Below are 12843 nucleotides of genomic sequence, written 5' to 3'. Positions count from 1 at the left end.
TACTCCTCACAGGCCACGCTCGTTGTCATGCACACTGCCCCGTTGCAATACATCACTCATCGGACGTTGTAAATTGACTGCGGTATGGGCTTGATAACGCAAAACCTCTGGCGAGATATTCCCATTCGGCAAAGGCTTAATCACCGGGAAAATCGGCCAGGTACCCGTTTCACCCTCAGCAGCGGGGTAGACCTTCACCTTCAAGTCATACCATGCAGCTTGCCCCGTGATGGGGTCAGAATTGGTTACTTTATCAAGGGGATCGTTTTTCACTGGCAATAGCTCAGAAATCAGATGATTCATTAAGAAACCATCATTAGCCTCATTGGCAGTTTCATCCAAGCCCCAAGCTCCTTTTTGCTTAGCAATCGCATTCCAAGTCCACACTGTGTCGTATTGACAGGCTTCGACTAGCTTCACTTGCACCCGAATTTTGCCATGATGCGATTCGACCCAGCACCAAGCTTCATCCTTGATGCCCATCGCTGTGCCGCGCTGGCGATTCATATACAAGAAATTCTGGGCGCAAATCTGCCGCAGCCAAGCATTCTGCGAATCCCAAGAGTGATACATAAACATTGGGCGCTGATTCACTGCATAGAAGGGATATTCATCCTCATCAATTCGACATTGCTCAAGCGGCTTATAATAAAACGGCAGCGGATTAAAATAAGTACTCAAGCGCTCTTTATGATGTGCCTCAGTCGGCATCGGGCCATCGTATAAGCCCTGCCCCGCTAATTTAAAACGCTGCTGAGTTTCAGAGTACAGTTCAATAATGATTTGATTCGTTGAACCCACCCACGCGGCATTTTTAGCAAATTCCAAATAATCTTTATTCGCGTGGCGGTAATAGCGGATATGCTTGGGTAAATGCATTTCAAAGAAGGCACCATTTTTCGCATAGCGCTCCCACTGTTTTGGATTGGGCTTGCCACGCAGATGAACCTCATTGCCCTCATCATCCAAACGCCAACCCGCTAAAAAGCCAATCCCCGGCTCGCGTTGCCAATTGATAATGAAGTCTTTGTAGTCTTTGTATTTGCGTGAGCCATCCGGTTGGGTGAAGGCTGGAAAACCTAAGCGCCCGGCTAATTCCACTTGCACTTCCTGCCAAGATAAAACATCACGTTCTGGCTTAATCACCGGTTGGCGAATGGCATCACAAGCCGCATGAGGCTCTGAAATCGGCCGATCCAGCATCGAAATCGTATCCCAGCGCTCCAAATAGGTGGTATCAGGGATAATTAAATCGGCAAAATTGACCATCTCTGAATGATAAGCATCCGATACCACGATAAAGGGAATCTTATATTCGCCATCTGTTTCTTTCTCACGCAGCATGTCTTGAATTTCGGCGGTATTCATCGTCGAATTCCAGGCCATATTCGCCATGAACATCATCAGCGTGTCGATTTTATAGGGGTCACCATTCACTGCATTGGTAATCACCATGTGCATCAAGCCGTGATTCGACATGGGCGCATCCCACGAATAGGCCTTATCAATGCGCTTGGCTTTACCGTTGGCATCCATCACCAAGTCTTCCGGCCCAGTTGGGAAACCCAAGGGTGGACCTTTCAAAGGTGTATTGGGTGCACAGTCTTTCGCCGGTTTAATCGCAGGCGGAATATGCTTAGGATAAGGTGGCTTAGCTAAATGCCCACCGGGGACATCAATCGTACCGAGCATAATTTGCAAGAAATGGATCGCCCGACACGTCTGAAAACCATTCGAGTGCGCCGAAATCCCGCGCATGGCATGCATCGAAACCGGACGACCGATAAATTTATAATGCTTACGCCCAGCCCAATCTGTCCAGCCTTCAGGGACATCTACTTCAATCGTTTCTTTAAACGCAACATGCGCCATTTCCAAGGCTAAACGCTCAATCTGCTCAGCAGGTACCCCGCAAATTTTGGCGGCGTTTTCTGGCGTATATTGCTCACCTAGATACTCTTCGGCAATCAGGGTCATGACTGATTTAACGGGCTGACCGTTCACCACCGCATCAAAAAACAAGGCGGGGCTAATCTCTGGGCGTGTGCCATCGACAGCAGCTTCTAGCTTCAGATCCCAAACCAAAGGCTTACCGTCGGTGTCACGTAGCAATAACCCATGACCTTTTTGATTCGGTGTATGCACCACTAAATGGGTCGCATTGGTATAACGAATCAGGAATTCCCAATCGAATTGATCATTTTTCAATAAGACATGCAGCATCGACAATGCCAGCATCGCATCAGTACCCGGCTTAATCGCCACCCACTCATCGGCAATCGCCTGATAGCCTGTACGTGCGGGGTTCACGCCAATGAATTTGCCCCCATTGCGCTTGAGTTTTTCTAGGCCAATTTTAATCGGATTAGACGCATGATCATCAGCCACCCCCCAGAGCATGAAGTATTTGGTGCGATCCCAATCAGGATCACCAAATTCCCAGAAAGCATGCCCCATCGTGTATAAGCCACCGGCTGCCATATTCACTGAGCAAAAACCACCATGTGCAGCCCAATTCAGGGTACCAAATTGCGAAGCCCAAAAGCCCGTCAGTGCTTGCATTTGGTCGCGCCCTGTAAAGTAAGCCAGCTTCAGCGGGTCGGTGGCGCGAATTTTGCGTAAGCGTGCTTCCAGAATATCCAAGGCTTCTGCCATCGTAATCGCTTCAAATTTACCCGCACCACGCTCTGTACCCGGTTTACGCAAGAGGGGAGAGTTAAGCTTGGCAGGCGAATTTTGCTTCATAATGCCAGCATTGCCCTTAGCACAGAGCACGCCTTTATTAATCGGATGGTCGCGATTGCCTTGAATATAGCGAACCTTATTATCCTCGACCGTAACATGGATGCCGCAACGGCAAGCACACATATAACATGTGGTGGCTTTAACCTCTTGCTTCCCTCGTGGCTCAAACTCTGGCAATGCGCTCATCTGTACCTCTGAATATAGTAATACAGTAATATACTTAACTGCGCATCTTCGACCATCTCGCTTGATCTAGCAACAATAATTTTTATCTATATGAATAAGTTTTATTTATAAAAGGAAAAACCGGCTAAGCGCCGGTTTTTAGAGAATCATCCAATCACTAACTAGCCTTTAATGCCCTTCATTTTTCATCTTTTGTAAGCGCGCTTCGGCTAATTTTGCTGAACTCGTATCAGGGAAGAAGCGCACGGTATCTTCTAGGGTTCGACGTGCATATTCCCACTGTTGTAGCTCATAAAAGGAATAACCCAACTTTAAAGCCGCCCCCGAAGATTTAGGGCTGTCTTTGTATTGCTTAAGCACTTTCATAAACTCTTGCGAAGCACCTTCAAAGTCTTTTTGCGCATATAAAGCCTCTGCTAGCCAATACTGTGCATTCGCTGCCAATTCATGCTGCGGATAACTTGCTAAGAAATTACGAAATAAGGGCGCAGCCTCAGCAGGCTTATTCACCAATAACTGATAGGCCTGATTGTAATCAGCCTTCGCCTTGCGACCTTGATCAGGGCTATCAGTGGTAGGGTTGGTTGCTGCGGGGACAGCCGCTACGACTGGCTTGATCTCCGTGCTATGCGCGCTATTCTGCTCTTCAGGCGTACCATAGTAGTAATAGCTATCTTTACTTTTTGGATCAACCACCGGTGCTGTTTGACTAGCCTCAGATGTTATAGCAGTACTTGGAGCTTGAGCAGTCGCTGGACTAGTGCTGTCCGGCGTAGTTACTGGGGCAGGCGTCGTTGAAGTCACCACTGGAGCTGGAGCAAGTTCAGGAGTCGCCGCTTCAGTCGGCAGTGCAGTAGCTGTTGACTCAGCGGTAGCGGCCGCAGCACCTGCATTTAATAAAGCTGGAGCTGCATCCACAGGACTAGTTGTTAAAAAATCGGCTGATGCCGCAGATTCGGAGGCGGATTGCGTCGTACTATCCATAGGAGTTGCTGCAGCTTCACTGCTAACCGCCTCTTGTTCTAAAGAAGGAATATCGGTTGCATCCACAACGCCTGCTGGCTCAACCTCCTCAACAATCATATTAACGCCCGGAATTTGGAGTTCAGTCGATGCAGGTTCAATAGCCTTAGCCTGCTCTTCTAAATTAATCCCGTCTTCTGCACCCGCTTGTACTGCTTCAGTTTTAACTTGGCTTTCATCATCCTCACGAGTTAGAGCACCGTCGAGCTTATCTTTTAAGCTTTCATTTTCGCTACGTAAAGCACTCACTTCTCCCTCTAAATCATTGAGGCGCTCTAATAACTGCACCGCGACGTCATCATTTAGCGCCTGTGCAGGTGATGCGACCAACATCATAGCCACCAGAACACCGAATAGGCTCCGGTCGAGCTTGTAACACATACCCTTTATTCTCCTACATAAATTATTTCAACTCGGCGGTTTTCACTCCATGATTTTTCACCATGTCCTAGTGAAGCGGGTACTTCTTCCCCATAACCCACTATTTCAGCTTGCTGATTTTTCAGCCCTCGCGCCGCCATATAGTCACGTACTGAGTAACCTCGACGTTCCGATAAGGCTACATTGTACTCGCGTGAACCGCGTTCGTCTGCATGTCCTTCCAGTCTTATTTTTAAGTTAGGATAAGCACCTAATAAAGAAGCATGGGCTTGCAAGACTGGCAAATACTCCGCACGAATACTTGCTTGATCATAATCAAAATAAATAACCCGCTGAGCTAAAATACTCCCCGGATTATTCAAATCAGCAGGAGAATAAGGGCTATTACCTTGGCCTGCCAGCGTACCACCATAACCGCCTTGCCCATACCCTCCTTGCCCCTGCCCAGCATATTGGCCTTGGCCTGCGCCACCGATACCCGGTTGCCCACCCTGTGGAGATTGACCACCCGCACCAGAACCATATTGACCTGACCCGCCTGCGCCACCTTGACCTATGCCACCTTGACCTATGCCACCTTGACCTATGCCACCTTGACCTATGCCACCTTGACCCACACCGCCATAACCGCCACCTTGAAAAGCCCCCAAATCGGGAATAGGTTGAGGAGGAGGAGCGACTTGGCAGCCACTCAACACGCCCACGGCGAGGAGACAGCTTAAAAAACTGTTATGATGCATGGTTATTATTCCCTCATTCAAAGCATTAATCTAAATACGGCGACCATGCTGGGTCACGTACATCATCCACTTGAGTGGCTAAAACTTGGCGGGCTTTACCATTCGCACTCGCCACCGCCAGCACTCCACGCCCACCTGCTTCAGTGGCATAAATCACCATCTCCCCATTGGGTGCCAAAGCAGGCGACTCGTCATAACTACCTTCAGAGACCAACCTAGAATCTTTAGAAGCGGCATTCATCAAAGCAATACGATTCGCACTACCAATATCCCTTACCATCGCAATCGTATTGCCGACGATACTCGGTGCAGCATTGTATTCACCCGTAAAGGTCAAACGTGAACCTTCACCCCCTGCCACAGTCGTCCGATACAACTGCGGACGGCCGCTCTCATCAGAGGTATAAATAATCGTATTGTTATTCGCCCAAGCGGGTTCGGTATCAATCGCCTTAGTCGTGGTGATCTGCCGTAAACCACCGCCATTCGCATCCATTAAATAAATATCGGGATTACCTTCCTGTGACAAACTCATCGCCAAGAAACGCCCATCGGGTGACCACGCAGGGGCCGCATTCATCCCCGGATGATCTGCTAGCACACGTTTAGCACCGGATACTAAATCCTGCACATAAATCACTGAGCGATCACTTTCATAAGAAACATAGGCTAGACGACTGCCATCAGGTGCCCAACTGGGTGACATCACGGGTTTATTCGAACGCAAAATAGTACGCGGATTAAACCCATCTGCATCTGCCACAATCAATTGATAAGTTTGCGCTTTGGGAGGGCCACTTGCAGAAACATAAGCAACTTGTGTATCAAAAGCCCCTCTTTTGCCAGTTAGGCGTTCAAAAATTAAATCGGCCGCTTTATGCCCCATCCGCCGTGTATTCGAGCTTTGCGCAATGCGATAGCCTGCTGCCCGTTGACCTGTGGCCGCATTCAGAATTTCAAACTCCAAAGAACCCGCTTGCTTACCCACAATCACATATTCAGCCCCACTGGCTCGCAATGGCTCAGTTTGAAAGGGCTGCCCTAAACCTAAGGCTTGGCCGGCTTTAGCCGGATCAATTAGTGTAAACAGCCCCGTGCGCTGCAAATCAGCTTCAATCACACCGGCTAAATCGCCCCCTTGGAAGGGTACAATCATCACCGGAATACCATCATTCGTACCGTCGGTGATACGAATCACTAACTCAGCACGACTGGTCATGGAGACCATTAGTCCACTGACGAACAATAACAACACAATAAGCGGATGTTTCATGGTTATGGCTCAAAAATTAATCTTAAGTTTTGATTATAAAGCTCGGGTAAATCCGGTTCAGGAAACGGCTCTGACTTATACAAAGCTGCCGTTAGGGATTCGCAAAACTGAGGGCTACCATTGCAATCCGTGACCCGCAAGTCACGAATATGACCGGGGGGCTTAATGGATAAGGACACCGTAGCACGCATGCCAAAAGTATCGGTCGGTTGATTCCAGCGCGAACTCACCCGCCGTTTTATTTGTGCTCCCCACGCTAAAGCTGCATTTTCCATCGCTTGGGGGCTGGGACCACTATTTTGCTTAGCAATAGCCTCTTGCCTAGCTTTTTCAGCTTCTTGCTTGGCACGCTCTTCAGCCACTTTAGTCTTAGCCTCAGCTTCGGCTTGATCGCGTGCTCTTTGCTCACGAGCACGCTCACTGGTTTCACGTAAGCGCCGCTCTTGATCTTCACGAGTTTTGGCTTCGGCCAACTTACGTTCTTCTTCAGCCTTACGTTTAGCAGCCTCTTCGGCTCGTTGCTTATCAGCTTCAGACTTGGCTTTAGCCTCAGCTTCTTGTTTGAGCTTTTCTTGTTCAGCCTTCCATTTTTCTTGGTAAGCAGCCCGCTTTTCGGCCAATGCTTTCTCTTCAGCTTGTCTTTTTTCGTCCGCTAACCGTTTTTCTTCAGCCTCTTTAATTTTACGCTCAATCTCCGCTGCTTGTTGTTTTTCCTCGGCTTCACGTTGCTGACGAGCTTCCGCTTCCACCCGCCGAATTAAAGCTTGCTGCTCAGCATCACGCTCAGCTTGTAACTGTTTTTGTTTTTCTTCCCAAGCTTGCTCGGCTTGTAAGCGTGCCTGACGCTCTTCAGCTAATTGCTTTTCAACCGCTTCGGCTTTACGCCGCTCACGCTCTAATTCACGTTCAGCGGCGGCTTGACGCTCTTGCTCTTCAGCCAAAGCTTGCTGGCGTTGCTTTTCGGCTAGGGCTTGCTCAGCTGCATCGGCTTTACGCTGTGCTTCTTCCAAAGCTTGCTCAGCAGCCTCTTTACGCTCCCGCTCGGCTTGTAGCGCCTGTTGCCGTTCCGCTTCGGCTTTAGCGGCTTCAGCTTTAGCTTTAGACGCATCTGCTAAGGCTTGTTGGCGCTCTTGCTCAGCCTGACGCTTACGTTCCGCTGCCTCTTGTTTGCGTTCAGCCTCTAAGGCGGCTTGCTCCGCCTGCTGACGTTTCTTTGCTTCAGCTAACCGTTGCCGTTCTGCTTCTTGTTCCGCTTTAGCTTGTGCTTCGGCTTGAGCCTTAGTCTTAGACGTAGGGTCGTCAATCGGATAGGGGGCTTCAATGGGTTCAGAGGTTTGCTCTGCTAAAGGTTTCAGGCCATTGACTGCGACAGCAACCGACTCCTCAGGTGGCTGCGGCGTTTTATTGAGTTGAAAGCCAACAATAAGCAGTATCAGAACAAGGAGATGTATAATAATTGCCCAAAAGAGAGCAACCGGATTCTTTAGCAGTTCTTTGAACATGGTTTACTTATTTCTACAGTTCCTGCAAATTTAAAGCCTTGTTGTTTAGCAGGCTGCTCACTTAGGTTTAACCGGATCAGCCAATAAATGGATCGCTGTAGCACCTGCTCTTTGCGCGGCCACCATCGCCGTCATCACATACTGATACTCAACGCCTGCATCGGCTCGAATATTAACGGCTCGATTGCGCTTGCCTGCTAATTGCTCTTTTACATAAGTCGTGAGCTGTTTAGCATTCAAAGTGTCACCATCCTGCAACAGGTATTGTCCTCTTTGATCAACTAAAATTATTAAAGGTTCCTGCTGATTATCGGATTGTAGCGGTGAAGCATCAGCATCTGGAGCATCAATCGCCACACCCGCTTGCATCATCGGCGCGGTAACCATAAAAATCACCAATAACACCAACATAACGTCGATATAAGGGACAACATTCATTTGTGCCATCGACTTACGAGCGCGTCTCATCGACGTACCTGCTGGGTCGCCGCATGACGCTCTAACAATGCAGTAAACTCTTCACGGAAATTATCATAAGTCACTGCTAAGCGATCCACATGATCTACAAAGCGGTTATACGCCACTACAGCTGGGATAGCGGCAAATAAACCAATCGCTGTAGCAATCAAGGCCTCAGCAATCCCGGGTGCGACCACCGCTAAAGTCGCTTGCTGCATTTTCCCTAAGGATAAAAATGCATGCATAATCCCCCAAACCGTACCAAACAAACCGACATAAGGACTCGTTGAACCCACGGTGGCAAGGAAAGCTAGATTTTGCTCTAAACCATCAAGTTCTTTGGAAGCAGCCACCCGCATGGAGCGCTGTACGGCTTCCGTAGCAGGCAACTGATGCGTCTGATCTAATTGACTCAGCCTGCGGTATTCATGAAAACCATCGTAAAAAATTCGTGCTAAACCGGAACGCTGTGGAGCTTTTGCTAACTCATCATAGAGAGCGGGTAATGAAATTCCACTCCAAAAGCGTTCTTCAAACTGCTCTGCTTGCCGCCGTGCGTGTTTGAGCTTGCTGGCTTTGACAAAAATTAAAGTCCAAGAAAGCAAGGAAGCCAACACCAATAGCCCCATCACAATTTTTACGACTAGACTGGCATTCAAAATCAAATGCAAAATCGACAGATCAGTGCTCACCGCTAAACTTACCTCGAATTTCAGATGGAATTGCAGTCGGCCGAAACCTGTCGGCATCCACGCACACCACTCTGACTATACTGGCGATCAAATGTTCACGCTTATTTTCAAACGGGCTATCGCGCCAAATATTTTGCCGGAAATGAATACTGGTGCGCCCAAGTTCATGAATCGCGACATCCACCGCTAATAAATCATTGAATACCGCAGGTTTTAGATAATCAACCTGTAGGCTACGCACCACAAAAACAATGCCTTGTTCACGCATCAGTTGATCTTGCTCATACCCTAAAGAGCGTAACCATTCAGTACGTGCGCGTTCCATAAAATTAATATAATTGCTGTGATAGACGACCTTGCCTGCATCCGTGTCTTCATAATAGACCCGCACTGGCAAACTGTAGCCATTCAGATAGTTAGGAGTTTCCATTTTCATGGCGCAAGGATAATGAAAAAGGTAGACAGCTACCAATTAATTTACACGCCAAGACAAGACTGAGGTCGTTAAGCCCTCAAAAAGTAGCCCTCACTAGCCCAAAAACCCTAGATTAGGGTTATTTAGGGCTTTGAGTACGTTTAATGTGCTGATCCCGCTTGAGCTGCTTGAGCATCACTAGCTTGGTATTCAGTCAAAAATTTATGTGGATTCACATGAAAGACTTGATCTAACCAAAAAGGTTTTTCTGGTTTCAGCTCAGAAACTTGAGGCGATAAGCTGCGAATAGAATAATACAGATTCGCAGGGCGGCGAGTATTCTGCTTTGGCAAGCCAACTGCACCAATCTTTTCACCGGTTTTAACCCAGCTACCCGGTTTAACATCGACTTTTTCTAAGTTGGCATAATTATGTAAACGCCACTTAGAACCTAATACTAAAACGGTGTTATCCCCCGCTGGATTATTTTCGCTATAAACCACCCAGCCACTAGTACTTGCAACGACTGGAGTGCCTTCACGGGCGAAAATATTGATACCTTTTTGTGCATTTTGGCCACCTACATACCAGTAAGCAGCGGGATTCCAATCATAAGGCTTAGCACCTTCTACTGGCATCTGACGATCTTCGGGAATCCAATAACCCATCATAACAATGGTAAGTACGCCTAAGAATAATAATGGTTTTTGCATCGCTCAGCCCTCTCGTTTCTCGCGTATGTAAGGCAACCTCCATACAAAATACAGATATGTGCTAGGTTGAAAAGTTCAGCTTATTTTTTATTAATTTCACACAAAAACGCTGAGAAATAAACTTCTACCGACGATTTGCGCTTAGCTTGTTAATAATTCACAGCACTCACTAACCCTTAACATCAAGTTGTTGCTGAATCTTTTTAATCGGAGCACGTAAATGGTCTGGAGTATTATTGTACCAATCTTTCAAGTACTTAGTCAGCGACTTATCCTTGCTATCATCGCCTAAATTAATGTAGTTGATGGCCGCCCAAGTCTCGGGCTGTTCCGTAAAAATTTTCAATAGATGTGAAGCCATTTTTTCATTTAAACTGCGATCCTTAGCATAGGGATCAGCCTCCAAAGTGACTTGGTGTTGCTGATACCAATTTGCCAAATTGGGTGCCAAGCTACGTTGCTTCTCTTTCAACATATCCGCAACATATTTGCGTAGTTCGGGGGCATAGTCTTTCCAATTTTCATACGGTGGGTTGACCTCCCACTGATCCGCCAACTTTCCCAAGCTGAATAAACTAAACGCCTCACACAAAGACTCTTCAAACCATTGCTGCTTGGAAACATTATTGGGTGCAAGATCATAATTACTTAAGAGGTGGCAAGTCTCATGCGAAAACTGATAAGCCAATTGTGACCAGTAGCGCCCATTCACATCCAATAGAACGACATATTCACCGTTAGCCGCACGTTCGTATAAGGAAATCGGGCCTTTCTCGTCATTCTTAACTAGTACCGGCTCTAAACGGCGACTACCGATATAAGGCGCAATTGCCAGCACGGTTGAATCCAATACCGCTTGCACATCTTTAACTTCTGCCGCTTGCCAAGCCGTATCAACCTGTACTTGAAAAGGTGGGGTCAGCGCCACCGTCCAAGTGGGAAAGAGCAAACCAATCAAAACAATAGCTAAAACCGATAAGCGCCTGAGGGTATTGAACATAGCGAGATCCCAGTGTCTGTCTCAGATAATAAATAACTGGAATCAATAGCAAACAATCCTGACGCTGAATAAGGGTGCTGGTTTAAACTGTTAGAATTAGCAGAGTATCGGTTAAACCGCGCAACATTAACCGACTAATGGCTGAGTTCTTGCTTGCAGTAGAGCAAGTCCCAGACACCATGCCCTAATTTTAGACCCCGTTGTTCGAACTTAGTCAGTGGACGAAACTCGGGGCGAGGCGAGAACGGCTCACCGCTAGGATTCATGGTGCAAAAATCAGGACTCGCGTCTAGTACTTCAGCCATCGCCTGAGCATAATCTTGCCAATCCGTAGCTAAATGTAATAAACCGCCCGCCTGCAAGCGGGTTGCTAATAGACTCACAAACGCTGCTTGGATGATTCGACGTTTATGATGACGCTTTTTATGCCAAGGATCGGGAAAATAGATTTGGATACGATTGAGCGAGCCTGTAGGAATCCGCTGCTGAATAATCTCAACAGCATCCGTATTCATGACCCGCAGATTCTCCAATTGATATTTTTGCACCAGATGCAATAAATGACCGACACCGGGCGTATGCACTTCGATCCCTAAAAAATTACGCTCTGGGGCTGTTCTTGCCATTTGCGCTAAACTTTCACCGTTGCCAAAGCCAATTTCCAAACTAACAGGCGCTGCATTACCAAAAATCGCTGCAAAATCGAGCCAGCCCTGACCCTCAGCGATCCCATACTGCGGCCAAGCGGTGGCTAAAGCCAGTTCTTGTCCTTTGGTTAAGCGCCCTTGTCTTAACACAAAACTTTTAATTTGGCGCGGGTGATTGGCATCCATTTGAGTGATACTTGGCTAATAAAGGCGCTTATTAGAGCATATCAAGCACAGGCTGTCAGGTAGGTCAGACCTATGCCCACCGAATCATACACCCTCTTTTTTAGGGGGTATGAAACGATAACCCTTGCCCCATACCGTATTTAAATACTTCGGTAAGTTTGGTTTTGCTTCAATTTTCTTGCGCAGCCGATTCATATGCACATCAATACTTCGATCTAAGGGGTGATGGCTATTGCCTCGCAAGGCCTCAGAAATCTGATCACGGGTCACAATTTCACCCGCATGATCAAACAAAAAGCGCATCAAACGAGTTTCTGTCGTGGTCAATTTAATCGTCTGACCATCTCGAAAAAACAAAGCATGTTCAGGATCAAAGCAATAGATATAAGAATCGTCCAACTTTGTCTCTGTTGAACGTTGATGTCTGAGAATATTTTTTAGCCTTAACAATAGTTCAGTCATATGGAAAGGTTTAATTAAATAATCATCAGCGCCTAACTGTAAGCCAGCTATTCGATCATCGACCGCTTGTTGTGAAGATAAAATCAGTACGGGTAATGAGCTATAATGTTGCTTTACCCAAGCTAGCCAATGTAAACCATTTTCGCCGGGCAACAGGACATCCATTACAATCAAATCCACTGAATTGGAGTTCAAAAACTCAGCAATTCGTTCTCCACTTGCTAGTACAGCTACTTGGTAACCTTGGCCTGTTAAAAATTTCTGCAAGAGCTGTTGAAGAACTTCATCATTATCAACTAGCAAGATTTTGTTACTTTCTGCGTCATTAGCCTTTGCCATGAATTTGAGCCATTAGAAATAAAATGATCTACACCTACCCCTAGCATTATCACCAATTAATATTGCTGTTAGGGAGTATT

General features: G+C 47.1%; 12 protein-coding genes. All 12 read right to left on the bottom strand.

From position 1 onward, the window contains the following. Nucleotides 1–6 precede the first annotated feature (6 nt). Entirely contained in the window at nt 7–2931 is a 2925-nt protein-coding gene (locus B5D50_RS12870) for a molybdopterin-dependent oxidoreductase (protein ID WP_078923046.1), read from the bottom strand. A gap of 168 nt (nt 2932–3099) precedes the next feature. After that, nucleotides 3100–4335, bottom strand: coding sequence for a tol-pal system protein YbgF (gene ybgF, locus B5D50_RS12865; RefSeq protein WP_078923045.1), 1236 nt, complete (start codon nt 4333–4335; stop codon nt 3100–3102). A 5-nt stretch (nt 4336–4340) separates the two neighbouring features. Then, nucleotides 4341–5075, bottom strand: a complete 735-nt coding sequence (locus B5D50_RS12860) for an OmpA family protein (protein ID WP_078923044.1) — start codon at nt 5073–5075, stop codon at nt 4341–4343. Nucleotides 5076–5100: 25 nt separating this feature from the next. Then, nucleotides 5101–6348 carry a Tol-Pal system beta propeller repeat protein TolB gene (gene tolB / locus B5D50_RS12855; protein ID WP_078923043.1) on the bottom strand — a complete coding sequence of 416 codons (1248 nt, stop codon included), beginning with the start codon at nt 6346–6348 and terminating at the stop codon, nt 5101–5103. Nucleotides 6349–6350: 2 nt separating this feature from the next. Beyond that, nucleotides 6351–7850 carry a cell envelope integrity protein TolA gene (tolA, locus tag B5D50_RS12850; protein WP_078923042.1) on the bottom strand — a complete coding sequence of 500 codons (1500 nt, stop codon included), beginning with the start codon at nt 7848–7850 and terminating at the stop codon, nt 6351–6353. A 57-nt stretch (nt 7851–7907) separates the two neighbouring features. Then, nucleotides 7908–8318: an ExbD/TolR family protein gene (locus B5D50_RS12845; protein ID WP_078923041.1), complete on the bottom strand. Its 411-nt coding sequence runs from the start codon at nt 8316–8318 to the stop codon at nt 7908–7910. Further along, nucleotides 8315–9001, bottom strand: coding sequence for a protein TolQ (gene tolQ, locus B5D50_RS12840; protein WP_078923040.1), 687 nt, complete (start codon nt 8999–9001; stop codon nt 8315–8317). The genes B5D50_RS12845 and tolQ overlap by 4 nt, the downstream gene beginning before the upstream one ends. Next, nucleotides 8991–9431 (bottom strand): tol-pal system-associated acyl-CoA thioesterase, encoded by a 441-nt coding sequence (gene ybgC / locus B5D50_RS12835; RefSeq protein ID WP_200807091.1) that lies wholly within the window; start codon nt 9429–9431, stop codon nt 8991–8993. The genes tolQ and ybgC overlap by 11 nt, the downstream gene beginning before the upstream one ends. Before the next feature lie 146 nt (nt 9432–9577). Then, nucleotides 9578–10129 (bottom strand): M23 family metallopeptidase, encoded by a 552-nt coding sequence (locus B5D50_RS12830; RefSeq protein WP_078923039.1) that lies wholly within the window; start codon nt 10127–10129, stop codon nt 9578–9580. Between the two features lie 169 nt (nt 10130–10298). Further along, complete coding sequence (locus B5D50_RS12825; RefSeq protein ID WP_078923038.1) at nt 10299–11129, bottom strand: hypothetical protein; 831 nt, start codon at nt 11127–11129, stop codon at nt 10299–10301. A 134-nt stretch (nt 11130–11263) separates the two neighbouring features. Continuing rightward, entirely contained in the window at nt 11264–11962 is a 699-nt protein-coding gene (gene trmB, locus B5D50_RS12820) for a tRNA (guanosine(46)-N7)-methyltransferase TrmB (RefSeq protein ID WP_078923037.1), read from the bottom strand. 84 nt (nt 11963–12046) lie between these two features. Continuing rightward, on the bottom strand, nt 12047–12763 hold the full coding sequence (locus B5D50_RS12815) for a response regulator transcription factor (RefSeq protein ID WP_078923036.1): 717 nt from the start codon (nt 12761–12763) through the stop codon (nt 12047–12049). Between the last annotated feature and the right edge of the window lie 80 nt (nt 12764–12843).

This window comes from Thiothrix eikelboomii, assembly GCF_900167255.1.
Lineage (GTDB): Bacteria > Pseudomonadota > Gammaproteobacteria > Thiotrichales > Thiotrichaceae > Thiolinea > Thiolinea eikelboomii.
The sequence above is the reverse complement of the archived record's forward strand: the minus strand, read 5'-3'. Positions and strand labels throughout refer to the sequence as shown.

What these genes read in the sequence shown, in the direction of transcription:
- B5D50_RS12860 (WP_078923044.1), bottom strand. Translation starts at nt 5,075, where the DNA reads ATGCATCATAACAGTTTTTTAAGCTGTCTCCTCGCCGTGGGCGTGTTG.
- ybgF (WP_078923045.1), bottom strand. Translation starts at nt 4,335, where the DNA reads ATGTGTTACAAGCTCGACCGGAGCCTATTCGGTGTTCTGGTGGCTATG.
- trmB (WP_078923037.1), bottom strand. Translation starts at nt 11,962, where the DNA reads ATGGATGCCAATCACCCGCGCCAAATTAAAAGTTTTGTGTTAAGACAA.
- B5D50_RS12825 (WP_078923038.1), bottom strand. Translation starts at nt 11,129, where the DNA reads ATGTTCAATACCCTCAGGCGCTTATCGGTTTTAGCTATTGTTTTGATT.
- tolB (WP_078923043.1), bottom strand. Translation starts at nt 6,348, where the DNA reads ATGAAACATCCGCTTATTGTGTTGTTATTGTTCGTCAGTGGACTAATG.
- B5D50_RS12830 (WP_078923039.1), bottom strand. Translation starts at nt 10,129, where the DNA reads ATGCAAAAACCATTATTATTCTTAGGCGTACTTACCATTGTTATGATG.
- B5D50_RS12815 (WP_078923036.1), bottom strand. Translation starts at nt 12,763, where the DNA reads ATGGCAAAGGCTAATGACGCAGAAAGTAACAAAATCTTGCTAGTTGAT.
- B5D50_RS12870 (WP_078923046.1), bottom strand. Translation starts at nt 2,931, where the DNA reads ATGAGCGCATTGCCAGAGTTTGAGCCACGAGGGAAGCAAGAGGTTAAA.
- B5D50_RS12845 (WP_078923041.1), bottom strand. Translation starts at nt 8,318, where the DNA reads ATGAGACGCGCTCGTAAGTCGATGGCACAAATGAATGTTGTCCCTTAT.
- ybgC (WP_200807091.1), bottom strand. Translation starts at nt 9,431, where the DNA reads ATGGAAACTCCTAACTATCTGAATGGCTACAGTTTGCCAGTGCGGGTC.
- tolA (WP_078923042.1), bottom strand. Translation starts at nt 7,850, where the DNA reads ATGTTCAAAGAACTGCTAAAGAATCCGGTTGCTCTCTTTTGGGCAATT.